Consider the following 25,683-nt stretch of genomic DNA (forward strand, 5'->3'; position numbering starts at 1 on the left):
TTTTGGTTGAAAGGTTGTGTCACTATGGATTTAAAACAACTGGAAGCATTTGTTTATGTGGCTAAGTTGAATAGTTTTTCAAAAGCGGCTGATACAATTTATTTATCTCAGCCTACGATTAGTTCCCATATTAATGCTTTGGAAAAGGAATTAGGCACGCAGCTGTTAATACGTTCCACAAAGGAAGTTTATCCGACTAAAAGCGGACTGGATTTTTTCGTATATGCTCAGAATATGCTGGCGCTGCGTGATGAGGCAATTCATTCTGTCGCACAGGGAGGCAGCAGTATCAGAGGGGAAATATCGTTATTGGCATCCAGTGTTCCGGCACAGTATTTACTGCCTTCTCTGATCGCCGTATTTCAGAAGAGCTATCCTGACATCCTGTTCAAGGTCCGGCAAAGTGACAGTGAGCAGGTAGGGAAGATGCTTTCTAACTGCATTTATGATTTTGGTATTACAGGTACAAGACTCTCTGGAAACAAGTTTGTTCAGGTACCATTTTATCATGATTCGCTGGTACTTGCAGTTCCTGCCTGTTATTCAACTCCACAGAATCTGTCACCGGAAATGTTAATCAAGCTCCTTCGGACCCAGCCGTTTATTATGAGGGAAGATGGATCCGGGACAAAGAAGGAACTGGAGAATTTCCTTCTTCATCTCAATCTGACTCTGGAACAGTTAAATACGGTCTGCTGCTTTAACAATACTCACAGCGTTTTACAGGCTGTATCCAGCGGAGCCGGTATCTCATTTGTATCGAGGGTATCTTCCGCCATGTATAAACAGATGGGATTAATAAAAACCATTGAGTTAAATGATTTTGTAATTAAACGGAACTTTTATCTCCTGTCAAAAAAAGAAATGATTCTACAGCCTGTTCAGAAATTGTTTCAGACATACCTTCTTAATTATTATAAGGAATAACGATGACGATACCAGTATTTAACTGGTGCCAGAAAGGATTTTATGATGTATTTTGATAGCGCTGCTACTTCATTGCCCAAACCTCAATGTGTAATCGATGCTGTTACAGCTGCAATGCTTACCCAGGGTAACCCATCAAGAGGAGTGAACAATGCTTCCCTTGCGGGACTCAGATGTATAACAAATGCGAGACAGGAGATTGCCCGTTTTTTCGGCGGTGAAAATGAGGTTGATGTGGCATTCTGCCAAAATGCCACCATGGCACTGAATCAGGCAATTGGCTCTGTCGGCAAACATATTGTGACGACTGCGGCAGAACACAATAGTGTCCTTCGGCCGGTTTACCGGACAGGAGATTATACCATTGTTCCAGTGGACACAAAAGGAAGACTGGATATAAAACAGGTAGAGGAAGCAATTCGGCCGGATACCGGGGCGGTTGTAATGACCCACGCTTCCAATGTGACTGGAAATAGTTATGATATATCCGCAGTTGGAGAACTTTGCAGGCAAAAAGGAATCTATTTTATTGTAGACGCCTCCCAGTCTGCCGGGCTTTTGCCCATTGATATGAAAGCAATGAACATAACTGCACTTTGCTTTAGCGGACATAAATCCCTATATGGTCCTCAGGGAACAGGCGGCATATGTGTAAAACCGGAGTTTTCCATATCTCCCATGTTGACAGGTGGAAGCGGCAGCAATACATATTCAAAAACCGGTCCGGAGGAGATGCCAGAGCGGCTGGAGGCCGGCACTCAAAACAGCCACGGGATTGCAGGACTTCTGGCTGGCGTCCGGTATGTAAGCGGGAATAGAGAATTGTTTTTAAATCAGGCAATGGAATTGACAGATTATTTTCTGGAAGAGTTAAGAAAAATACCCTCTATTCAGGTTTATGGTGATTTGAAGTGCACCGCACGTACTCCGGTAGTGGCTCTAAATGCAGCTAAAATGGGAAGCAGTGAATTGGCATTTGAGCTTAATGAAAAGTATGGGATCTGTGTCCGTGCGGGAGCCCATTGTGCTCCGCTTATGCATGAAGCCCTGGGAACAAGGGACAAAGGTGCGGTTCGTTTTTCCTTTTCACATATGAATACCATGGAAGAAGTGGAATCTGCCGTAAAGGCTCTTCGGGATATATGTAGTTAATATATAAAATTTGAATACAAGGAGATGACTGGTATGAAAATAATTGATGCTATGGGAAAGGCCTGTCCGGTTCCGGTAGTCCTGGCTAAGAAAGCAGCGGCAGAACTTGCTTCAGAGGGCGGAGAATTACAGGTGCTGGTAGATAATCAGCCTGCATGCGAGAATTTAAGAAATATGGCAGAAGGAAACGGCTATGCTGTCATGGAAGAAAAGATCGAGCCTGGCAGATATCGGGTTACCATAACGGTTCCGGTACAGGAACAGGCGCAGGTTCAGTCTGTCACAGAGCAGACTCCAGTAAAAAGGGAAGAGAGCGGACTGGTCGTTGTCATCAGCAAAGATTCTATGGGGCAGGGAAGTGAAGAACTGGGAAAAATACTTATTAAAGGGTTCTTGTTTTCCCTCACCCAGTTAAAGAATCCGCCAAAGGCTGTCTTATTTTTTAATTCAGGTGTCCTCCTCACGGTGGAGGGATGCAATACATTAGATGACCTGCGTGAACTGGAGCAGGCAGGTACCCAGATTGAAATCTGCGGAACTTGTGCGGATTATTATTCTGTGAAAGACTCCATTGGTGTTGGTAAGATTGTAAACATGATGACAATTACAGAGCGTATGGCTTATGCAGGCTCTGTCATTAACATATAAGCTGAAAGGAATGCCTCATGGAAGATATTTTGTTCACATTTCACAACACACATCATTCAATTATGGCTGAGACACTATTGCTGGGTGAAAAAATATCAGTAAAGGTTATGCCCATGCCGGAGGCGATTACTGCCGGCTGTGGGCTATGCCTTCGTCTGCCGGAAGGAGACTGCCCGAAAGCTCTTGAAATTCTGAAACAAAGCAGTATTATACCAAGAGGAGTTTTAAAAAAGACAGCAGAAACATATAGTAATCTGCCCATAGAGCGTTTTCAGGCTTCCCCATCAACCTGACAGGTCATTCTATGGCTTGGAGGATAATCAGGGAGAGCCTGACTCTTATGATAATGTCAATCTTGTTTAAATCAAGGCCGGTGATATCTTTAATCTTTTGAATGCGGTATTTTAGTGTATTAAAATGGATATGCAGACAATCCGAAGCAGTGTGCAGATCCAGCTGATGCTCCAGGTAGCAGGTCAGTGATTCCATTAAGGCTGTACTATGAAGCCTGTCATATTCAATCAGATCATGAATGCCTGGTTCCACTATGTGAACAGGCGGGTTTTGAAGCAGATAGGTTTCTGCCAGATCTTCTAAAATATAATCTTCATAATAAAACAATTGTTCCAGGCCTTTCTTTTGTCTTGAAAAATCAAAGGCTTTTTTTGCCTGTTCTAAGGCATGACCTGCCTGTGAGAGGTCCAAAAAGGCGCGGCTTACTCCTGCAAACAAATGATTCGCACTTAGAATCTGCAGAAAGTTCTGCAGCCGGTCATCATCAAGAGGAGACTTGGTGCATTGATCAGAATCCAGGAGGATCACTATCTTGCCTTCCAGCATCTGAGTCAGCCCTCCGATAAAAAATTTATTCAGCAGTGTACAGATATAAACCATTTTCTCCCTGGAGTCAAAAAGGTCATTGTCTGTAATATAAATTAAGTATATGTACTTTTTAAAGTGGAGTCCGGATTTCTTCATTAGCTGCCTGATCTTTTCCGGATTGGGCTGCTGGGTTTTTAAAACATAAAGAAATATCTCCGATAACGGGGAATCGTAGGAGCAGTAAAAATGCGCATCATTACATAACCGGATTCCCGCAAAATGAGCGAAGATCTGTAATAGTTCACTGGTAAATTCCGTAAATGGCCGATTGTATTCCAGTTCGCTGACAAAAGCAATATTCATATGACTCTGTCTGATGCGAAGAATACGCTGGCGGTGTTTATAAATATCCGGGTAATTCATAATATATGGCGTTGGGGAATTGATCATATGACGTTGAAAAGCGTAATCAGCGTTGCAGATATCGTTGTATTTTTGGGAGAAGGTCTGATTCTCCTTATATTCCATCCACTGAGGTTCATCCAACTGTTCCTCACCCCAGCAGGAGACCACCGGATTGTGGGCGGAATCGATCACTCTCAACGGATTTCCAACATACTTATAGGTTACTTCCAGCATTTTCTTCATGGCATCCGGATCGTCTAATGCCCGGATCATCTCTTCCTTGTACTGGTACAGAGTCAGTTCCTCAAAAAAGAATTCCTCTGTCAGGTTAATTAATTTTGGCAATGAAACCAGTCTGGGATCACAGACAATCCAGTTGATTTTATTTTCCATGCCATAGGAGCGGGGGAGTTCCTTATCCCCAATGAGTAAAAGATTGACAGCTTCTGAAAGCGGGAAAGAGTCAGGCAGGTCGGAAACGTGTGCGATGTAGACTATATCTGAGCAGAATGCCTCAGGTAAGCCATCCAGACAACGGCATGATCTTATGGTGAAATCATTACTGATATGACAATGACAGCTGTAATTCTTTAAAAACTCCGCCAGATTTTTCACATGCTTTGCCATAAGCGTCCTCTTTTCATATGAATTTATGAATCATTATAGGAAATATTATATCACTGTTTTTATGTGGTTTCCAGAATGAGCTGTTAAAATAATCAAAAAATGCAGATAAAATTGTTTGATTTAACAAAAATCATCTTGGTAAAACCCATAAGAAACTGGTAAAAGTTTATAGATTCAGACATACCCTTTTCCTTTTGTATTTGATACTATTTTTTCATAGCAAAAATAAAAGGAGAGGACAAATATGCAGAACAAATATGAAAAGCTTTTTGAACCGGTCAAAATCGGCAATGTTACATTGAAAAACCGCTTTGTTATGGCACCCATGGGTCCCCAGGGGCTAGGTGACTCTGTAGGGGGATTTAATCAGAGAGGAATTGATTATTATGTGGAGCGGGCCAAGGGCGGAACCGGGCTTATAATCACAGGAGTATGTTTTGTTGATAACGAAGCAGAACATCACTCCATGCCAAGTACTCCCTGTCCCACCATTAATCCGGTGCATTTTACCAGGACTGCAAGAGAAATGACAGAACGGATTCATGCTTATGATGCCAAAGTATTTCTCCAGTTAAGTGCTGGTTTCGGCCGTGTTGCACCTCCTGTTGATCCGGATTTAAAGCCGGTATCTGCGTCAGAGATTATGAACCGCTGGGTGGATATCCCTTGCAGAGCTTTGACAAAAGAGGAAATCCATCGGATTGTAAAACGGTTTGGGGAAGGAGCAGCAATTGCTAAAAATGCGGGATTTGACGGGATTCAGATTCATGCGGTTCATGAGGGGTACCTGCTTGACCAGTTTGCGATCTCATTTTTTAATAACAGAACGGATGAATACGGAGGGAGCTTAGAAAACCGCCTTCGCTTTGCAAGAGAAATCGTGGAGGAAATAAAGAAAACCTGCGGAGATGATTTCACAGTAACGCTTCGTTACAGTCTCAAATCATTTATTAAAGACTGGCGTGTCGGCGCTCTTCCCGGTGAGGTATTTGAAGAAAAAGGCCGTGACCTGCCGGAAGGCATTGATGCAGCCCAGCTGTTGGAGCAGTATGGGTATGATTCCCTTGACGTGGATGTGGGCTGTTATGATGCATGGTTCTGGAATCATCCGCCAATGTATCAAAAGAAAGGACTTTACATTCCTTATGCGAGAGCAATAAAAGAGGCAGTAAATGGTCCTGTTATCTGTGCCGGCCGTATGGATAACCCGGATCTGGCTCTTTCTGCAATTGAAGATGGAAGCTGCGATTTAATCGGACTTGGACGCCCCCTACTTGCAGATCCTGATTATGTTAATAAACTGCGTTTTGGTCAGACGGAACTGATTCGTCCATGTCTTTCCTGCCATGAGGGATGCCTCGGCCGAATGGTTCATTATGGATGGCTGAACTGCGCTGTCAACCCTTCCTGTGCCAGAGAACGGATTACAGAATTAAAGCCTGTTCTGAAAAAGAAAAAGGTATTGATTATCGGCGGAGGAGTGGCTGGATGCGAAGCTGCCAGGGTGTTGAGTTTAAGAGGCCATCAGCCAATGATCTATGAAAAGACAGACCGCCTGGGAGGAAATTTAATTCCAGGAGGAACACCGGATTTTAAAGAAGATGATCATGCGCTGGCAAAGTGGTATGAGAACACATTAAAAGATCTGTCAGTGCCGGTTTATTATAATACAGAGGTAACTCCTGAAATGGTTCGCAAAGCCAATCCCGATACGGTCATTGTTGCAACCGGGTCAAGACCCAGGGTATTTGGTCTTGGAGATGACAGTAAGGTATTTACAGCCGAAGAAGTCCTTCTAGGAACCAGAGATCCGGGCAGCCGTGTGGTGGTTTTGGGCGGAGGTCTGGTTGGCTGTGAACTGGCTTTGTGGCTTAAGAATAACGGGAAAGAAGTTTCCATTGTGGAAGCCCAGGACGGTTTATTAAAACTAAACGGTCCGCTGTGTTTTGCCAATATCAGCATGCTTTTATCTTTGATTGAAAGTAAAGGAATATCCGTTTATACAGGTTCCAAAGCAATTCATACGACTGAGCAGGGGGTTCTGATTGAGACTGGTGCAGGAAAAGAGGAACTAAACGCGGATTCTGTTGTGCTTGCAGTTGGTTACGATTCCGAAAACAGACTTTATGATGAATTAAAATATGAAGTCAGAGATCTTTACATACTGGGAGATGCAAGAAAGGTTTCCAATATTATGTACGCGATCTGGGATGCATTTGAGGTGGCATCCAATATTTAAATAGGGTAAAATGAGTTTCCGTCGCACAGACCAGCCAATATGGAGTACTGCGGGTGGAAACTCATTTTTTTTGCTATCGGATGAGCTCCTTATCATTCTTTATGATGTTACGTTTATCAACACCGTCAGGCACCATTCTGTAGACCAGGAACCGTACATCTTCATCAGATTCATTTTCCAGTGTATGAATGGAATTTTTTACTCTGACGATTGAATTTTCTGAAACAATCCGACATTCTGTCTGCTCCGCTTCTTTCCACAAAATTTTCAATTTACCGGAGATTATGAATATAACTTCTTCAATATGATGGTGTTTGTGCCATTCCTGAATGGAATGAGGGGGAAGGGTATTGAGATGAATTTCATATTCATCAAAAATAAAATAATTGACCTTTGTGTGGTTCTCTTTTTCTACGTAGATTGAGTCAGCAGTATCATAGATTTCCAGATTCATATTAACACTCCTTTGTACTCTTCCTTTAAAGAGATTTCTTTTCTTCAGTATAGGTCTGGTTTTTGTGATTTGCAATCAGAAATAGTAAAAAAGAACTGCAACCCGTAAGTTTTATCATAGGGCTGCAGTTCCTTTAAAACATATGTTTATCCAAAAATCTCTTTCAATTCTTTCCGGCTACCCTCATCGGTTAAGGCCAGAATATCATCCCCCACCAGAATTTGGGAATCCCCTTTTGGAATGACTAAGGCATCGTCTCTGGTAATGGCGATCAGTACTGTTTTTTGGGGGATAGACAGGTTTTTCAGTAACTGGTTAGCCGCTCTGGCAGACTCTGCAACTTTCATCTGGATAATGGAATAATCACCCCGTTTCAATTTTAATATGGTGAACATATCCTCTAAATCCATTTCTTCCACTACAAAGTGAGCCATTAAATCGGCCTGATTGACACCCACATCTACGCCCATACTGCTGTTATAAAGCCAGGCATTTTTGGGATTGTTCACCCTGGCAACCACCTTTGGAACACCAAATTCCATTTTAGCCAGAGTGGATACCACCAGATTGATTTCATCGGCATCGGTTACTGCTGCAATAACATCGGCAGATTCGATACCTGCCTGTTCCAGCACGGCAGGGTCTGATCCGAAGCCGTTAATTAATACTTCCGAAGGCAGTTCTTTTAATAGTTTATTAAAATTCTTATTCCGATGTTCAATTACCTTTATTTCATGTCCGTTGGATAATAACAGGGAAGCAAGATAGGTTCCGACCTGGCCCCCTCCTACAATAATCACTTTCATAGCTTTGTGGCATCCTTTCTTTCCATTTTCTCACAGTTCGCCTTGTTATCTATAACAGATCCAGCATGGATTTTAACTTATCCGTTGCAGCTATAATAACTGAAATGTACAGGATATCCTCTGCTTCCAGAATTGTACCAAGAGTGGGTAAAAAAGTTTTGTTATCCCGGCTGATGGAGACAACCTGTATTTCACCCAGCACTGTGATCTCATTTACCTGATGACCGACCAGGAGAGAGGGAACTTCAATACGGACCAGATTCACGGTACCATTTCCAATGTCATAGACACTGTCCAGATGATGATAGGTTAAAAACTGGGTTGCCCGTTCAATGCCCCAGGAAGTAGTGGATATAGTCTGAATGCCAAGCCTGTGATAGATTTCTGCCTTTTTCGTGTCATATAATCTGGCAACCACATGAGGGACACGGTAAATCGTTCGGGCGATCCTGGCGATTACGGCATTGATCTCATCGCTTTCCGTGCAGGATACCACAGCATCTACTTTGTCTATTCTGGCTTTGCTTAAAACGTCCCGGTCAAACCCAAATCCCAGAACCTTAATTCCTGCAAAATCGCTTCCCAGGCTGTCTAAAACTTCCGGATTTGAATCAATGACTGTTACCTCATGTCCTTTTTTAATTAAATTATTGGATAAGCCGATTCCCATTTTTCCTAAGCCAACTACAATCACTTTCATAACGATCACCTCTCTATGATTTTAATTTCCTGCCCGCTCTTTATTACGCAGCCAAAATTTCCTTCCCTCTTCAAGCAGCAATACCAGCGGTGGCCAGATGCATAACAGCAGCCAGTCAGAAAGCAGGAGAGGAGCCGTATGGAATACGGATTGCAATGGCGGCAGATAAACTAAGGCAAAGATTAATATAATCTCGATCAGGATTCCTAAGTTAACCTGTTTATTTTTAAATAATCCGACCTGAAACGCAGACTGTTTTTCAGTACGGCAGTTAAACACAGCTCCAATCTGGCTGAATACAATGGCTGCCAGCGCCATGGTAGTAGCCCTGAAATAAACCGGATTATTTCCGCTGGCCAAAGGCATATCCGGCCAGCCGTTCTGTATATTGACAAAGAAATAGGAAATGGCAGAGGCCAGAGAACCCAGCATTCCATACCATAAGAATGCTTTTATGATCAGTGGTCTGTTTAACAGAGTCTCTTTTGGATTACGGGGCGGCTGATCCATAATTCCTTTTTCCGGTTTCTCAGTCCCTAATCCCAGTGCGGGCATCATATCCGTCCCCAGGTCAATGGTGAGAATCTGCATGACAGTCAGGGGAAGGGGGATTGCACCCCGGGAAAACAGGAACAATGCCGATGGTACGGCTTCTGGCATATTGGAGTTTAAAATATACAGTAAGAACTTTCGGATATTACTGTAAACAGCCCGGCCTTCTTCAATGGCATGGACGATGGAAGCAAAGTTATCATCTGTTAAGATCATATCCGCTGCCTCTTTTGCCACATCGGTTCCGGCGATTCCCATGGCCACTCCGATATCGGCTTTTTTCAGGGCAGGAGAATCATTTACACCATCTCCGGTCACTGCAACAATCTCACCCAGCTCCTGTAAATTGGTTACAACCCTCAGCTTTTGCTCCGGTGCCACACGGGCAAAGATTATTTCGTCCTTTAAATATTCCTTTAACTGCTCATCAGACATCTCTTCCAGTTCCAGCCCTGATACAACCCTTGGATTTGTGCCTTTTACAATCCCAATACGTTTTGCAATGCTTTCTGCTGTCAATCCGTAGTCACCGGTTATCATAATAATGCGGATACCAGCATGTCTGCATTCTTCAACGGCTGCAGCTACTTCCGGTCTGGGCGGATCTGCCATGACTACCAGCCCCACAAAAGTCAGATCCTGTTCGATCAGATCTGGTGTATAGGCGCTCATGGCTGTTGGAATCTTATCTTCTTTTTTCAGAAGGCGGTATGCCACAGCCAGAACACGCAATCCCTGCCTGGCGTAATTGTCATTAGCATCCATGATTTCCCTTCGCATCTCTTCTTCCATGGGTGTGACAGCCCCATTTCTGCGAATGGTATTACTTAGTTTCATGATCTCTTTTGGAGCACCTTTTACGTAGGCAATCAGTCTGGTGCCTTCTATGGACCTTTGAAGCCGATGCACGGTTGTCATTCGTTTCCGGCGGGATTCAAATGGCAGTTCTCTTAATCTTGGTGTCAGTTCCGCCTGTTTTGCCACGTTAATCCCAGCTTTTTCTGCAACAACGCCAAGACATGCCTCGGTAGGATCTCCAAGCACTGTATAACGGGCGGATTCTTCTCCTGGGGGAAGCAATCTTGCATTGCTGCACAGTGCAGCACCAGTCAGCAAAAGATCCATGTCCTCATCTTCACTGGCTTTTACTGTTTTTCCGCCTGTCATGATCTCACCTTTTGGGCTGTAACCAACACCCGTTACTTCATATTCCCGGTCAGCAAGCCACAAATGATTGACTGTCATTTCATTCTGGGTTAGGGTTCCTGTTTTATCCGTACAGATTACTGTAGTACTTCCAAGTGCTTCCACAGAAGAAAGCTTTTTTACCAGAGCATTCCGCTTTGACATTCTTTGGACTGCCATGGCAAGAGATAACGTAACAGTTGGAAGAAGACCTTCCGGAATAAAAGCGACTATCATACCAAGAGCAAAGATGAAGGAGGAGGCCATGGGTTCCTTTACCAGCAACAAAGCTGCCACAAAGAAAAATACCCCAAATGAGATGGCAATCACGGAAATTTGTTTCGTTAAACGGTTCAGTTCCTTTTGCAGGGGACTTTGGACTTCTTTCATATTCTGTGTCAATCCCGCAATTTTTCCAAACTCCGTACGCATGCCAATTTCCATTACAACGGCTTTTCCGTTGCCCTCGGCTACGTTGGTGCCTGCAAATATCAGATTGGGGGTTTCCGCTTTAGTCAGATCATCTTTTAATACGGCATCTTTTACTTTCCGCACCGGATTGGATTCTCCGGTTAAAGTGGACTGATCCACCTGCAGATCACTGCTTTCTATTAATCGGGCATCAGCGGAGATCTTGTCCCCCTCCTCCAACAAGATAATATCGCCGATTATCAGATCTTCTGCCAGTATTTTCTGTTCTTCCCCGTCACGGATGACCCGCGCGTAGGAGGGCAGCATGTTTCTTAATGCATCTGTGGCTTTACCGGCCCGGTGTTCCTGCCAGAAGCTGAAAACACCATTAATGACGTTTACCAGCCAGACAGCCACTCCCAATTGGGGCATCCCCGCAAGAAATGCCACAGCACCGCCAATCCAGAGCAGAATCGCCATAAGATGTATAAAGTTTCCCAGAAAGATAAGTATTACAGATTTTTTCTTTTTTTCTTCAATTAGATTTTTGCCAAGTTTTTTTTGCCGTTCTGCCACCTGTGCCTGATTCAGTCCACGGACATTGCTTCCAAGTGCAGCATAGACCTGATCCGCAGGCAGCTTTGCAATATTCTCTTCAATACCTTCTTTTTCTGTAACCATTGTGTTATATCCTTCTTTCTCTTAAAAAATGATTTCGAAGACTTTTTAACTGAATCGTTTCTGAGAAAATAATTGTATACCCTATAAGATTGCCGCTCAATAATTTTAACGGAATCCATATACTTCCATATATTTCCTTAATACTATCTTTAAACTGGTAATTCTCCATTATATTATTATGATTTATTGTTAAATCCTATGCAAAAAAAGACAGGTAAAAGAATTTTCAACTTTTACCTGTCTATTATATATTTTTGTACATATCGGTTAAACAGCAAATCAAAAAAGTAGTTAATACCATACCGGGTATAAACGTTTTGCATTCCATTGGAAATGTAATCGCAGGATTGAAACTTGTCACTCAGAAAAATGATGGTGTCATAATATTCCTCAAACTGTTTTGCGTGGTTTAGTGTGATCAGAAATTTACGTGCCTTCACATCTTTTACGTCATCCTTGGTTGCAATGGCATAATTCCCAGATGCAGAGCAGGTAATCAGCAGATCATCTTCCGTAAGAGCCGGAAGAATACCGGTATTGCCGGATATATTGGTGACAAGCTTAATCAGTCTGCCAAGAGAAGTCATCTCCAGCTGAAATTCTTTGGCAGAAGAGCTTGAGGTGTCATAATTCAAAATGACAACATTACGGCTGCTTTTGATCAGATCCACAAGCAGTTCGATATTTTGCTGGTCGATGGTATCATTGATATCCGTCAGCATGTCAACCATGGAATTCATAATGTAATCATGAAAAGAGGACTGGTTGACGAAGTCAATAAATGCTCTGGTATGAACCCGCATATGTCTGATGTTATCCTTCATGTGTGTAAAGCTTTCAAAACCAATGCTTTTTACGAATCTGTGTATTGTACTCCTTGATACATAACAGTAATCGATCACATCATAAATGCTGATTTTATCCAGAATATCAATGCGCTCCAACAGATAATTTGCCAAAACGTAGTTAATATCGTCTTCGTTGGAATTATTAATGATAGCAAGCAGGGAAGAGGTAATATTAAAGCCCTTGAGACTAAATGCATTTTGCTGTTTTTTATTATTTTCATCCATGCCCAGATTATATATCAAAAATATAAGAGACACAATATAAATTCAGGGTAAAATAATTTAAATCCAGATTTGGTTTCATATTCTGAAACCCGCGGTTTTGTCGAAATCTGATATAATCTGGCTATGGAAATACATAAGGCGCGCTGGTGTAAATCCTATGGATCAATGAGGGTATGGTGAAACAAAAAGCAGACTATAAGAAGAGGGGAAAAATCATGGCAAAAAAAGATTATGTACAAATATGTGCAGATATAATCAATACTTGCGGAGGCGAATCAAACATTGCTAATGTTACACACTGTATGACCCGTCTGCGCATTCAGCTGCATGATGAGACAAAACTGAATAAAGATGAGGCAAAAAAAATCCCGGGCATTCTTAACCTGATTGTACAGAGCGGAGAGTACCAGTTTGTGATCGGACAGGATGTACCCGCACTTTTTGCAGAATTTAAGAAGCGTGACGGTATTAAAGCTGGCGGTGAAGTTCGGGATTCCAATGCAGTTAAGCAGGATGGGAAAGCTGGCAGAGGAAATGTTTTTGCAGGCATTATGGCATTTATCGGAGGCACATTTTCTCCGGTGATTCCCGTACTGATCGCTGGCGGTCTTACAGGGGCAGTGTTAACCCTTCTTACCACACTCTTCGGAGTGTCTTCTGAAGATGGGGCATACAAGATTTTCTATGCTGTAAACCAGGCGGCTTTTTATTCCCTGCCGGTATTTATCGGTTTTTCAGCAGCTAACAAATTAAAATCCAACGGATACCTGGGAGCGTTTCTTGGAGCAATCCTGTTATATTCCACCATCAATAATGCAGAAACTCTTGACTTCTTCGGCATTAAGGTTGCACAGATCGCATATAACTCGACGGTATTTCCTGTAATCCTTGGCGTTTTATTTATGTCCGTCATTTATAAATATTTACAGAAGATCGTACCAGTTTATCTGCGGACGATCTTTGTACCCCTGATTACCATGCTGGTTACGGTACCGGTCACACTGATTGTACTGGGCCCCATAGGAAATCTTGCAGGAACCTGGCTGGCAGACGGTGTACTGACTGTTTACAGAGTGGCTCCGGCAATTGCTGTTATGATCATTGGTATTACGACTCCCCTTATGGTGTTCTTTGGAATGAACAACGCAACGTATCCGGTAGTCTTCTTATTAATAGCTGAAATCGGTTCCGACCCGTTAATCTGTACCGGAATGGCTCCGGCTAATGTAGCTGTTGGGGGTGCCTGTCTGGCAGCAGCATTAATTGCAAAGAATGCGGAATCCCGCAGTATCGCAACAGGAGCCGGTATTACCGCACTGTGCGGCATTACAGAACCAGGTGTATACGGTGTATTATTTGTAAAAAAATACCCCCTTCTGGGTGCAATGATCGGCGGCGGTCTTGGCGGCCTCATAGCTGGTTTATTCGGTATGACCCAGTACGTAGTATCAACCCCTGGATTTATTTCAATTCCTGCTTATATCAACCCGGATGGAACAGGCAAAAACCTGATTGTTTCATTAGCGGTTATGGTAACTGCAGTTACGGTTTCATTTGTAATTACCTTAGTGCTTGGTAAAAGAGCGGAAAAGAAGGTGGGGGCCAATTAAGAAACGAATGACAAATTGTATGAAAAAACTGGAGGTGCAACATGTATTATAAAGAAGATCCTAAATTCCCCGAAAACTTTATGTGGGGTGCTTCAAGCGCTGCATGGCAGGTGGAAGGCGGAGTTGCAGAGGGCGGAAGAACACCGGCCATGATTGATATAAACAGCACGAAAAAGAAGCCATATGCGGATAATTCAATCGCAGCGGATCATTTTCACAGATATAAAGAAGATGTGGCACTGATGGCAGAATGCGGATTCAGCTCTTATCGTTTTTCCCTTTCCTGGTCAAGAATCATTCCTCATTCAGACGGAAAAGTCAACCCGGAAGGAATTAAATTCTACAACGGCCTGATTGATGAGCTGATTAAAAATAACATTACTCCGATTGTGACCATTTACCATTATGACCTGCCTGTATGGGTATATGAGGAATTAGGCGGCTGGAGAAGCAGAAAGACCATAGATGCATTTGAACATCTCTGTAAAGTCTGTTTTGAAAATTTCGGAGACAGAGTGAAATACTGGTTGTCACTGAATGAGCAGAATATGCAGATCTGCTATGGTCACTGGCTGGGTACAAGTGTGGGCTGCACAGACTGGGAAAGAGAGAAGTGGGATATTAACCATATCATGAATCTCTGTCATGCAAAAGCAGTCATCCGCTGTCATGAAATGGTGGAGGGCGGAAAAATCGGGCCTGTTCCAGGGTATGTTCCAATCTATCCAAAGACCTGTAATCCCGGCGACCAGATCGCTGCCATGAATGCGGAAGAATTAACCCAGAAGATCTGGAATGACACATATGTATATGGAGAATACAGTAATTTTGTAAAAAAATACTGGGAAACCCATGACATTCATCCAGATATCCGTCCGGAAGACTTAGAGCTGATGAAGAAGGCTAAAATTGACTTTATATCTGTAAACTGTTATAGAAGCAATACTGCATATGAATCAAAAATTGACAGTGAAAGACAGGAGTATGGACTGAATAAGTTTGGGATCAAAGGTCAGATGCAGTGGCCCAATGTCCCTGGAGAATATGCGTTATGTACCAACCCCTATGTGGAATATACAGACTGGGATTGGGAAATCGATCCCCAGGCGATGCGCTACTCTCTCCGTTATCTTTGGAATCACTACAGACTTCCCATGATGATTACGGAAAATGGATTTGGAGCAAACGAGACCAAGGATGCAGACGGACAGGTGCATGATACAGCAAGAATTGAATTCCTCAGAGATCAGATCTATCAAGTGGGCCTTGCCATTGAGGATGGCTGTGAAGTAATTGCATATAACCCATGGTCATTTACGGATTTATTATCAACCGGTAATGGAATTAAGAAGCGTTATGGGCTGGTTTACATTGATACAACAGATGATGAACTGGTTAACTGCAAGGATGTGTCAGAACTTAGTATGAAACGTATTAAAAAAGATTCCTACTATTGGTACTCAAAACTGATTAAATCCAATGGGAAGGATTGGGGCAAAAACATGAAATAGGAATTGCAAAAACACCGTAGCGGAAAAACTATGGTGTTTTTGTATTGACTCTACAACGATTGCAGACTTTATGATATACTAAAATAAATGAAGCAAAGGATGTAATTGATTTATGGAAAAGAATTTAACTAAAGGAAGTGTATTTAAGACCGTTGTATATTTTTCCTTACCGTACCTGCTGTCGTATTTTCTTCAGACACTGTATGGAATGGCAGATCTGTTTATAGTAGGTCAATTTAACGGAGTGGACAGCATTACAGCAGTTTCCATCGCAAGTCAGGTTATGCACATGATAACGGTCATGATCGTTGGTCTGGCAATGGGAGCAACCGTAATGATTGGACGGGCAGTGGGGGCAGGAAAGCATGAGGAGGTATCTACTGTTATCGGCAATACAATTGCTTTGTTTATGGTTTTGTCTGTCATAATTATGATTGTACTGCTCATGGTGGTGAAACCAATCGCTGCCGTTATGTTAACACCACCCGAAGCATTTGGAGAGACAGTTACATACCTTACAATCTGTATGATTGGAATTCCATTTATTACGGGATATAACATTATCAGTTCGATTTTCCGTGGAATGGGGGATTCCAAAAGCCCGATGTATTTTATTGGCATAGCCTGTGCGGCCAACATTGTTCTGGATTATCTTTTTATCGGAGTGTTTAAACTCGGGGCGGCAGGTGCTGCACTTGGTACCACTTTATCACAGTCAATCAGTGTAATTATTTCTCTGACCTTTATCCGGAAGCAGAAAATGGGAATCAGTCTTTCCCGGAAGGATCTTAAACCGAAAACAGAAGTGATTCTTAATCTGCTGAAAGTTGGCATTCCAGTGGCGTTGCAGGATGGATTTATTCAGATCTCTTTTCTTATTATAACAATAATTGCAAATAACAGGGGATTAAATGATGCAGCAGCAGTAGGAATTGTGGAAAAAATAATCGGCATCTTATTTTTGGTTCCCTCATCTATGTTGTCCACTGTATCTGTACTTTCCGCGCAAAATGCTGGTGCCGGGAAACATGATCGTGCCCGTCAGACACTTTGGATTGGGATTTTAATAACGGTTGTATTCGGTACAATATCAGCGGTTGTCATGCAATTTACTGCTGGATCAGTGATAGGACTGTTTACAGATAATACAAAGGTAATTCTGCTTGGCGGACAGTATATGAGCAGCTATGTATGGGATTGCATTTTTGCAGGAATACATTTTTGTTTCAGCGGGTATTTCTGTGCATATGGTTTGTCCGGAATATCCTTTATCCATAATTCCATATCCATTATCTGCGCCCGTATTCCCCTTGCCTATCTGGCATCAATATACTTTGCAGACACACTTTTCCCAATGGGAATTGCAGCTCCCGTGGGGTCAATTCTGTCAGTTGTTATATGTATCAGCGTATTTATCTGGCTGAGTAAGCGCCCAGGTAAGTTAAATGGTTCTATTTGAGAATGGAGAAGAAGATAAATGGAGAAAAGCGGATTATTTCAAATCGGTGATGTAGCTAAAATGTTTCATATAAGCGTTGGAACTCTGCGCCATTATGAGAAGTCCGGACTCTTACAGCCAGAATATACAGACAATAAAACGGGCTACCGCTATTACAGTACACGCCAGTTTGAATGTCTTAATACAATTCGTTATCTTCGAGTACTGGACATGCCGTTAGAGCAAATTGCTGATTTCATAAACAATCGGGATGTTGAACGGATGCAGATCATGCTGCGGCAGCAGAAAGAGATGGTTATCAGCAAACAAAAGGAATTAGAAATTATTGAAAGAAAAATAGAAAACAGGCTGAGACAGATTGAGGATGCTCTTTCCTCTCAGCTTGATACCATTTGTATCAGGCAATTTGAATCCAGACGGATTGCTTGGATTGAAAATACATTATCCATAAACTCCTATCTTGATTTAGAAACTTCCATTCGTCAGTTAGAACAGCACCAGCAGAACACCGTTGTTTTTCTCGGAAAAGTAGGGGTGGGAATTGCCAGGGAAAAGCTGTTAAACGGGGAATACAACAAATATGATAAGGTGTTTCTTTTGTTAGACAAAGAAGATGCTTATTCAGGACCAGTAGAAGAAATACCCGAAGAAACCTGTGTAACCCTGCGGTTTTGCGGCGGTCATAAGGAAGCTTTTGTATATTATAAAAGGATGATGGATTTTATAACAGAGCAGAAATTCCGTATTTCAGGTTTTTCAAAAGAAATTACAATGATTGATTACGGGATAACTGACGATACGGAAAAATTTGTGACAGAAATTCAGATACCTATTTCTCATAGCGAAGCATAGTTATGAGTACAAAAACCAGTCAATTACTATGATTCATGCTTGCGGAACTGGCGGAACTCAGATAGTAACTTTTTACATTAGCTGAGTTCCTCAGTAGGAAGCCACCTAGGAGCGATCATTCCATTCTTTATTTAATATTGAAAAAATATAGTCGTCATAAAATATATGATTGAGCTCATGATGATTTCTTAAAATTCCATCTCTCTTAAAGCCCATCTTATCCAATAATTCAATGGATTCTATATTAAAGCTGCCAGTTTGAGCATATATCTTATTTAACTCCATATTCTTGAACAAAATATCAAGCAGACTTGTAAGAGCTTCCCTCATATATCCGTATTTTCTGAACCTGGGTATCATATAATATCCTAACTCCATACTTCTGTTTCTTGGATTGTAATCGTTAAACGATACTTTGCCCACTAATTCCTCATCCTGTTTTCTCCATATGGAAAATATAAGGTTATTTTCTTTTTTAATAATTTGATTATAAAATTCAATCAACTCAATTCCTTCTCTTTTTATGATTGGCCGGCAAGTCATTTTATTTGTTTCGTCATATTTTGTATCATCTCTGATCAACAGCAAATCATCTGCTGTAATCTTTCTAATACATAATCTTTCAGTTATGATTGGAGATTTTATATAAACATTATCTATCATATTTTTATTTTCCCTTTCGCTTTGGTTGTTTTCCTTATTTCTTTCAAAAAAATCTTTGTATAAAAAAGAAAAACTTTCTCATATTAACTTTATTGTATCATATTTGATGTTTATCTAATGTATTCATTGACAACCCTCTAATTGATGTTATAATTAAAAAAATTGAACTGTATTTCGGCATCAAGTTGACAATTTAAAGTGATGAGGTCTTGGAATGAGCATAGAGTGTACGGTTATAAAAGAAATTGATTACTATATGGAGAGTATAGAATTATTATTTCGAATTATCAATAAAAAATCTTATCAGAACTTAAAAACGGATCTGTTAAAGCGGACAGATGAAAAGAAAAAGGCTGTTATCTCTTATCAATTAGATAAATTATCGTTTATTCAGGAAGAAATTGAAAGAAAAACGGATGTGAATAATCCTGTTATTAAATTCTACTTTACCTCATTTATATCAGAAAATATATGTATTGCAAAAATATTATTTCAATGTGTGCGACATTCCACTTTTTCCGGTAATAAAAACGAAGTGATACACTTTATTAACAACTATTTGAGTGCCATAAAAGATAATAACACGTTAGAACTATCGTTTGATGATGTAGATCTAAGAACTTCTGCTTATGAAAACAATAAAACCGTAACATTTACGGACAGAATTAATAATCTGGAATGTGAACCGGCACAAAAGTGGCAATTATTGGAGTTAATAGAACATTCCAGCAAACATGCGGAAATTCTTTACGAAATTCTTGAAAAGACGGTTTCAGAATTAAAAGAACAAGAAATAATATTGCTGGAATTAAAAGAAACAGCAACTGAGTATTGGATGGAATATTTTAAACAACACAGTTTCTATAAGTTAATGAATAGCTTTTATAATATTAAAGAAGACAGTTATCCCAGCAAACCCACATTTATAAGAACACAGATTATGGCTTGCAACCGGGTTATTTTTTATGGTAATGATGAAAACGTGGGGGATTATCATATATTGGATGTGGGTATACTATTTGACTGTAATTATAAAGTATCGAAACGACAATTGAGTAATCAGGAGTTGAGCAATGGATTAAAGTTATTATCTGATCCCAGTAAATTTGAAATTTTGTGTTTTATTCGGAATAAAAAAGCTTATGGGCAGGAAATTGCGGCAGAACTAAAGCTTACCACGGCTACCATTTCCCATCATATGAATACACTTATGAAGCTGGGACTTATTAATATAGAGAAATCAGATAATAAAGTTTATTATCAAATGAATAAGGAAGCAGTCAATTATTTATTAGAAGTTACGAAAAATAAATTGTTGGAGGATTAAAATGAAGTTTAATGAAATGCCATATCAAAGAATTAATTTAGAAGAAAAAAAGCTTCGGTTTGAAGAACTTATGAAGGATTTCGCTGCTGCGGCTAATGGAGAAGCCCAGTTTGAGGTTCATAAAAGATACTATGAATTCAAAGATGAAATCGATACGATGGTTATAATTGCAAGTATCAGACATGATATTGATACGACAGATGATTTCTATGAAAAAGAGCGGAATTACTATGATGAAATAGAGCCGGAACTGATCGATATGTACGTAAGATATGCACGGCTGATGTATGAATCTCCTTATAGAAATTATCTGGAGGAAAAGATAGGAACCGTTGCATTTAAGAATATTGAGCTGAATATCAGGTCATTTGATAAAAAACTGATCCCCCTTAAGCAGGAAGAGAACGCATTAACAACCGAATACGATAAATTAATCGCCAGTGCAGAAATTGACTGGGATGGGGAAATACTGAATCTTTCCTTATTAAGAAAGTACTTAACCCATAAAGACAGGGAAGTGCGCCGGAAAGCTTATTCAAAATACAGTTCCTTTTTCGAAGCCAATGGAGACAAACTTGATTCTATTTATGATAAGTTAGTAAAAAATCGTACAAGACAGGCAGAAGAATTAGGTCATGATAATTTCGTAGGGTTAGGTTATGACCGGGTACGGAGAAATTGTTATGACAAAGCTATGGTAGAAAATTTCAGAAAACAGGTAAAGGAATATTTTGTGCCTTTTGCTGAAAAGCTTCATGAGAAAAGAAGAAGCAGATTAGGAATTGAAAAATTATCCTGTATCGATGAAAGCGTTTTCTTTGAAAATGGCAATCCGGAACCAGTCGGTACGCCGGAAGAGATTATGGCCAGTGCGCAAGACATGTATGGAAAACTTTCCGATGAAACAAAGGAATTTTTTGATTTTATGTCTGAAAATGAATTGTTTGATGTGCTGGGCAGAAAGAAAAAACGGGCAGGAGGATACATGACCTACCTTCCTGTTTATAACGCACCTTTCATTTTTGCTAATTTCAATGGAACCAGCGGGGACATCAACGTGATTACTCATGAATGCGGCCACGCGTTCCAGGGGTATCTGTCCGGGAAAGATCCAATCAAAGAACATGCGGATATCACCATGGAAACAGCAGAGATTCACTCCATGTCCATGGAATTTTTTACAGCTCCATTTATGGACCAGTTCTTTGGCAGCCGTACGGAAGATTATAGTTCCATGCACTTAGAAGATGCTGCCATATTTATTCCTTATGGATGTATGGTGGATGAATTTCAGCACATTGTCTACGAAAATCCTCAGATGACTCCTGCGCAAAGGCACCAGGCGTGGATTCAGCTTGAAAAGGAATATCGGCCCCATCTGGATTATACCGGATATCCTTACTTTGAAAAGGGAGGATTCTGGCAGAAACAGCCTCATATCTATGACGATCCGTTCTATTATATTGATTACTGCATTGCTCAGATTTGTGCATTTCAGTACAAAATAAGAATGGATGAAAATTATCAGGAAGCCTGGGACAGCTATTTGAAGCTTTGTAAGTTGTCAGCCAGTGATTTCTTTACTAATATGCTGAAAGAGGTTGGGTTAGACAGCCCCTTTGAAGATGGCTGTGTGAAGAGAATTGTTGAGAAACTGGATACATTATGTCTTTAAATATCTGTATAGTATGCGAATAGCAGTCAGCTGATCGTTTAATCTATAAAAATTTTTAAGGAGGGTCGGTATGAAAAAGATTAATAGAGATGATCCAATCCCATAGATGCCAGTAGGCAATATGGGACTACATAAACGTATCATCAAATATTATAAAAGTGAAACGAAAGGGATGAATATTAATGAAATCAAAAAAAATTTTAAGTATGTTAATTGTATCAGGTCTGGTTGTCTCCAGTCTGGCTGGCTGCGGCGGCTCATCTGGCAAATCCACGGGCGGGAATACTGCAGAAACTCAAAAAACAGCACAAAGTGATAAAAAAGGACCCAATGGAGAGACACTAGCATCCGAACAGGTTGCACATGGGCAGCAGTTTAATGTGATTACTTTTGACACGGCACAGGTAGGAGATTCTGAGTCAGGTTCATTTTTCTTAGCAACCTGTGAAGGTTTATTCCGAGAGAATAAAGGTGTGATTGAAAATGCAGGCTGTGAAAAATATGAGGTTTCAGATGATGGTCTTACCTATACATTTCATTTAAGAAAAAACAAATGGTCAGATGGGGTAGAAGTAGTTGCCAGCCAGTATAAAGATGCGGTAGAAAGAGTACTGAATGCTGATTTGGCATGTGCCTATTCCTTCTTCGCATTCCCAATTAAAAATGCAGAAAAATACTACAACAAAGAATGTGGCTTTGACCAGGTCGGTGTAGAAGTAGTAGATGATTACACTTTAAAATTCACACTGGAAGCACCAGAACCTTATTTTGTTGATAAGTTATCTTATACCGTGTTTTATCCGGTCCGCGTAGATAATATTGAAAAGTATGGTGATACATATGGTACCGATGCAATGCAGACTTTATCCTGCGGACCTTATATGGTACAGGAATATACAGCCAATCAGAGTACTGTTCTGGTAAAAAATCCTGAATATTGGGACGCGGAAAATGTTTACTTAGATCAGATTGATCTGCAGCAGGTTGATGAAACTGCGACCCAGTTCCAGTTATTTGAGGCAGGCCAGTTAGATTATGTAGCAGCTTCCGGTGACTATCTGAAAAAATGGGATCAGGCAGCAAGTGAAGGCAAATGCCAGCTGTATACAGACGGAGATGTTGCTTCCCAATATTTTGCATTTAATACCCAGGAGTCATGTCCAAGCGGTTTAATGCAGAATGCAAAAATTAGAAAAGCAGTCGCTTATACATTTGACAGCCAGACATTTATTGATTCTGTTTACAACAGCAGATATACAGCTGCTTATGGACTTGTAACACCGAATATTAAAGTCGGAGACAAAGAATACCGTTCGGAAGTAGCCGAACCCATTAAAGAAGAATATAGCGAATATGCCAATAATCCGGAGAAGTTAAAAGCATTATTCCATGAAGGATTAAAGGAACTTGGAAAAGACACCGATGATTTAAGCACCATCACTCTTCAATTCTTGGGTTATGGCGAAACAACCATTGAAAAAGACATTGAACAATATGTAGTTCAGCGAATTCAGGATAATTTAGGTGTGAAAGTAAATTTAAATATTGTGGGTGACTTTGGTCTTGCACATGCTGCGCAGGTTGCTGGTGAGTTTGACTTATGTATGCAGGTATGGGGAGCAGATTACAATGATCCGATGACATTTATTGATATCTTCAGAACTGGCGGAAGCAGTAACTACGGTAAATACTCAAGTGAGAAATATGATCAGGTTCTGGATCAGTTATCAAAAGAGCAGGACAATGATAAACGTATCAAACTGTATGGGGATGCAGAAAGCATTCTGATCAAGGATGATGCAGCAATTAAACCTCTTCTCTATCGCGACAAACACAGTTATATCAGCAATCGCCTTCATGGCTTCCAATACCCTGTTTTCGGTGGAAAGCATGAATTCAAATATGCTTATATTGTGGAAGAATAAATAGATTTAAAGGTCATACCACATGGCGCATCACTGTACGGAGTGTGCTGTGTGGTATACTTTATAGATTAGGAGAATGAAAATGGTAAAATACATCATCCGAAGAGTATTGGAAATGCTGATTACCCTGTATTTGATAGTGACAGCTACTTTCTTCTTACTGTCCGCAATCCCTGGAAATGCGCTGACTTCCAAAATCGCCAAATTACCCCAAACGGTGCAGACTAAGATTATAGAAAAATATGGATATGATAAACCAGTTGCAGAGCGTTATGTAATTACCATGAAAGGGCTGCTGATCAATGGCGATTTCGGAGAATCCATTATCAGACCAGGCGAAACATTTGCCAAAAATTTAAAGCTTAAACTTCCGGTAACAATCAGGCTCAGTGTTCAGCAAATTTTATTAGGTGTGACGTTAGGCATTTTATTGGGAATTATCGCAGCTATGAAGAGGGGAACTTTCTGGGACAAGCTGATTTTAGTGGGGGCTATGATCTTAGTATCCATGCCTTCGCTGGTTATCTCACTTTTGCTTCAAAAATATTGTGCAAATGGTTCGTTCCTGAAATTGCCTATTATTGGCTGGCCAAAAGGAAAAGAATTATGGTTCGGAGGTTGGAAATACACAATCCTTCCAACCATTGCCGGTTCCTGCAGTTTTATTGCCTATTATTCAAGACTTACCAAAACAAGTATGCTGGAAAGTATCAATCAGGAATATACCCTTACAGCCAGATCAAAAGGACTTTCTGAACTGCAGATTGTAAAGAATCATGTAATACGTAATTCATTTATCCCAATTATCACTGTACTTCCTACTACAGTAGCAGGTATTTTAACTGGTTCTTTGTTTATTGAACGCGTTTTCTCCATTCCGGGTATGGGACGATATTATATAGAAGCTGTTCAGGGAAGAGATATTCCCATTGTCCTGGCAGGGACAACATTTTATGCCATTATTACGGTTATAACAATGCTGGTAACAGATATTTTATATGTTATTGTGGATCCCCGTATTAAAATCGGAGTCTCGAAATAACGGAAAGGAGAAAGAAAATGAATTCAATGGTAGATAAAAGATTTGAACTCGCCGACCAGTCTAAGTTTGATGCTGATGAGGTCGTAAGACCGAATATCAGTTACTGGCAGGATGCGTGGCGAAGATTAAAGAAGAATAAATTAGCCATGTTATCCATGGGCGTACTCCTCATTCTTTTTGTTATGTCTGTAATCGGACCTTCCATAAGCGGTCAGAATTATACAACATTAATGCCGGAAATTAAAAATTTACCCCCTGACAGTACCTATTGGCTGGGAACTGATTATTTAGGAAGAGACCTTTTTTCCCGTTTGTGGAAAGGTCTGAGATTTTCCATTATTGTTGCTGTGGTTGCAGCAAGTTTAAAGGTGCTGATCGGTTGTATTTATGGAGCTGTTATGGCATACCTGGGCGGTTTTGTAGATGATATTATGATGCGTATTGTTGAGGTATTAAACAGTATCCCTTATCTTATCGTTACTTTAATTATTTTAGTTGTACTGGGAAATGGTTATTTACCTTTATTATTTGCATTATGTATCACAAACTGGACAAGTACAGCCCGTATGGTAAGAGGTCAGATTTTAAAGCTTCGGGAAAGCGAATACATCATGGCATCAGCAGCTTTGGGAGCATCCTCCGGAAGAGTAATTATCAAACATTTAATTCCAAATACACTGAGTTTGTTAATTCTGGATCTGGCGACATCCATTCCTTATATTATTTTTGATGAGACTGTCCTTTCGTTCCTGGGAATCGGCCTTCAGCCCCCTGCATTTAGTTTAGGAACACTGCTTTCAGCAGGTCAGGAAGCCATGGCTTTTTATCCCACCCATTTATTATATCCTAGTATACTTTTATGCTTACTTGTATTGTCATTTAATATTTTAGGCGACGGTTTAAGGGATGCGCTTGATCCACAGCTTAGAGACTAGGA

The 25,683-nt window shown here is 40.7% G+C and carries 21 protein-coding genes; 14 read left to right on the plus strand and 7 right to left on the minus strand.

The window, feature by feature from the left end:
- Window positions 1–24 precede the first annotated feature (24 nt).
- Genes BXY41_RS05345 through BXY41_RS05360 form a run of 4 tightly spaced genes read left to right on the plus strand, consistent with a single transcriptional unit; the run spans window position 25 to window position 3,020 of the window.
- Entirely contained in the window at window positions 25–927 is a 903-nt protein-coding gene (locus BXY41_RS05345; RefSeq protein ID WP_104435472.1) for a selenium metabolism-associated LysR family transcriptional regulator, read from the plus strand.
- A 42-nt stretch (window positions 928–969) separates the two neighbouring features.
- Window positions 970–2,079 carry an aminotransferase class V-fold PLP-dependent enzyme gene (locus BXY41_RS05350; protein WP_104435474.1) on the plus strand — a complete coding sequence of 370 codons (1,110 nt, stop codon included), beginning with the start codon at window positions 970–972 and terminating at the stop codon, window positions 2,077–2,079.
- A 33-nt stretch (window positions 2,080–2,112) separates the two neighbouring features.
- The gene (yedF, locus tag BXY41_RS05355) at window positions 2,113–2,727 is read left to right on the plus strand and encodes a sulfurtransferase-like selenium metabolism protein YedF (protein ID WP_104435477.1); all 615 of its coding nucleotides are present in this window, start codon (window positions 2,113–2,115) and stop codon (window positions 2,725–2,727) included.
- A gap of 17 nt (window positions 2,728–2,744) precedes the next feature.
- Window positions 2,745–3,020 (plus strand): putative Se/S carrier protein, encoded by a 276-nt coding sequence (locus BXY41_RS05360; protein WP_104435479.1) that lies wholly within the window; start codon window positions 2,745–2,747, stop codon window positions 3,018–3,020.
- A gap of 4 nt (window positions 3,021–3,024) precedes the next feature.
- Here the strand turns inward: BXY41_RS05360 and BXY41_RS05365 are convergent, their stop codons facing one another.
- Window positions 3,025–4,581 carry a PucR family transcriptional regulator gene (locus tag BXY41_RS05365; RefSeq protein ID WP_104435481.1) on the minus strand — a complete coding sequence of 519 codons (1,557 nt, stop codon included), beginning with the start codon at window positions 4,579–4,581 and terminating at the stop codon, window positions 3,025–3,027.
- Window positions 4,582–4,825: 244 nt separating this feature from the next.
- Between BXY41_RS05365 and BXY41_RS05370 the strand changes: the two genes are divergently transcribed.
- The gene (locus BXY41_RS05370) at window positions 4,826–6,820 is read left to right on the plus strand and encodes an oxidoreductase (RefSeq protein ID WP_104435484.1); all 1,995 of its coding nucleotides are present in this window, start codon (window positions 4,826–4,828) and stop codon (window positions 6,818–6,820) included.
- 73 nt (window positions 6,821–6,893) lie between these two features.
- Here BXY41_RS05370 and BXY41_RS05375 read toward each other — a convergent pair whose 3' ends face one another.
- The 5 genes from BXY41_RS05375 to BXY41_RS05395 all read right to left on the minus strand — a co-directional run bounded on the left by BXY41_RS05375 (window position 6,894) and on the right by BXY41_RS05395 (window position 12,682).
- Complete coding sequence (locus BXY41_RS05375; RefSeq protein WP_104435486.1) at window positions 6,894–7,274, minus strand: cupin domain-containing protein; 381 nt, start codon at window positions 7,272–7,274, stop codon at window positions 6,894–6,896.
- A gap of 146 nt (window positions 7,275–7,420) precedes the next feature.
- The gene (locus tag BXY41_RS05380) at window positions 7,421–8,080 is read right to left on the minus strand and encodes a potassium channel family protein (protein WP_104435488.1); all 660 of its coding nucleotides are present in this window, start codon (window positions 8,078–8,080) and stop codon (window positions 7,421–7,423) included.
- Between the two features lie 49 nt (window positions 8,081–8,129).
- On the minus strand, window positions 8,130–8,780 hold the full coding sequence (locus BXY41_RS05385) for a potassium channel family protein (RefSeq protein ID WP_104435490.1): 651 nt from the start codon (window positions 8,778–8,780) through the stop codon (window positions 8,130–8,132).
- A gap of 21 nt (window positions 8,781–8,801) precedes the next feature.
- Window positions 8,802–11,609, minus strand: coding sequence for a cation-translocating P-type ATPase (locus BXY41_RS05390; protein ID WP_104435492.1), 2,808 nt, complete (start codon window positions 11,607–11,609; stop codon window positions 8,802–8,804).
- Between the two features lie 233 nt (window positions 11,610–11,842).
- Window positions 11,843–12,682: a MurR/RpiR family transcriptional regulator gene (locus BXY41_RS05395; RefSeq protein ID WP_146088553.1), complete on the minus strand. Its 840-nt coding sequence runs from the start codon at window positions 12,680–12,682 to the stop codon at window positions 11,843–11,845.
- Between the two features lie 215 nt (window positions 12,683–12,897).
- Here BXY41_RS05395 and BXY41_RS05400 point away from each other — a divergent pair, with 215 nt between their 5' ends.
- From BXY41_RS05400 to BXY41_RS05415, 4 genes are all read left to right on the plus strand, one after another.
- Window positions 12,898–14,292: a PTS transporter subunit EIIC gene (locus BXY41_RS05400; protein ID WP_104435671.1), complete on the plus strand. Its 1,395-nt coding sequence runs from the start codon at window positions 12,898–12,900 to the stop codon at window positions 14,290–14,292.
- A gap of 41 nt (window positions 14,293–14,333) precedes the next feature.
- Window positions 14,334–15,803 (plus strand): glycoside hydrolase family 1 protein, encoded by a 1,470-nt coding sequence (locus BXY41_RS05405; RefSeq protein WP_104435496.1) that lies wholly within the window; start codon window positions 14,334–14,336, stop codon window positions 15,801–15,803.
- 112 nt (window positions 15,804–15,915) lie between these two features.
- Entirely contained in the window at window positions 15,916–17,262 is a 1,347-nt protein-coding gene (locus BXY41_RS05410) for an MATE family efflux transporter (protein ID WP_104435498.1), read from the plus strand.
- Window positions 17,263–17,280: 18 nt separating this feature from the next.
- The gene (locus BXY41_RS05415) at window positions 17,281–18,114 is read left to right on the plus strand and encodes a MerR family transcriptional regulator (RefSeq protein ID WP_104435500.1); all 834 of its coding nucleotides are present in this window, start codon (window positions 17,281–17,283) and stop codon (window positions 18,112–18,114) included.
- A 105-nt stretch (window positions 18,115–18,219) separates the two neighbouring features.
- On the opposite strand, the gene BXY41_RS05420 is transcribed toward BXY41_RS05415, so the two are convergent.
- Window positions 18,220–18,777 carry a GNAT family N-acetyltransferase gene (locus tag BXY41_RS05420; protein WP_104435502.1) on the minus strand — a complete coding sequence of 186 codons (558 nt, stop codon included), beginning with the start codon at window positions 18,775–18,777 and terminating at the stop codon, window positions 18,220–18,222.
- A gap of 214 nt (window positions 18,778–18,991) precedes the next feature.
- On the opposite strand from BXY41_RS05420, the gene BXY41_RS05425 reads away from it, so the two are divergent.
- From BXY41_RS05425 to BXY41_RS05445, 5 genes are all read left to right on the plus strand, one after another.
- The gene (locus tag BXY41_RS05425) at window positions 18,992–20,104 is read left to right on the plus strand and encodes an ArsR/SmtB family transcription factor (protein ID WP_104435505.1); all 1,113 of its coding nucleotides are present in this window, start codon (window positions 18,992–18,994) and stop codon (window positions 20,102–20,104) included.
- 1 nt (window position 20,105) lies between these two features.
- On the plus strand, window positions 20,106–21,779 hold the full coding sequence (locus BXY41_RS05430) for a M3 family oligoendopeptidase (protein ID WP_104435507.1): 1,674 nt from the start codon (window positions 20,106–20,108) through the stop codon (window positions 21,777–21,779).
- A 182-nt stretch (window positions 21,780–21,961) separates the two neighbouring features.
- Window positions 21,962–23,704 carry a peptide ABC transporter substrate-binding protein gene (locus tag BXY41_RS05435; protein WP_104435509.1) on the plus strand — a complete coding sequence of 581 codons (1,743 nt, stop codon included), beginning with the start codon at window positions 21,962–21,964 and terminating at the stop codon, window positions 23,702–23,704.
- A gap of 82 nt (window positions 23,705–23,786) precedes the next feature.
- Window positions 23,787–24,746: an ABC transporter permease gene (locus BXY41_RS05440; protein WP_104435511.1), complete on the plus strand. Its 960-nt coding sequence runs from the start codon at window positions 23,787–23,789 to the stop codon at window positions 24,744–24,746.
- A 17-nt stretch (window positions 24,747–24,763) separates the two neighbouring features.
- Complete coding sequence (locus tag BXY41_RS05445; protein ID WP_104435513.1) at window positions 24,764–25,681, plus strand: ABC transporter permease; 918 nt, start codon at window positions 24,764–24,766, stop codon at window positions 25,679–25,681.
- Window positions 25,682–25,683: the final 2 nt, after the last annotated feature.

The organism is Lacrimispora xylanisolvens (assembly GCF_002934545.1).
GTDB classification, from domain to species: domain Bacteria; phylum Bacillota; class Clostridia; order Lachnospirales; family Lachnospiraceae; genus Lacrimispora; species Lacrimispora xylanisolvens.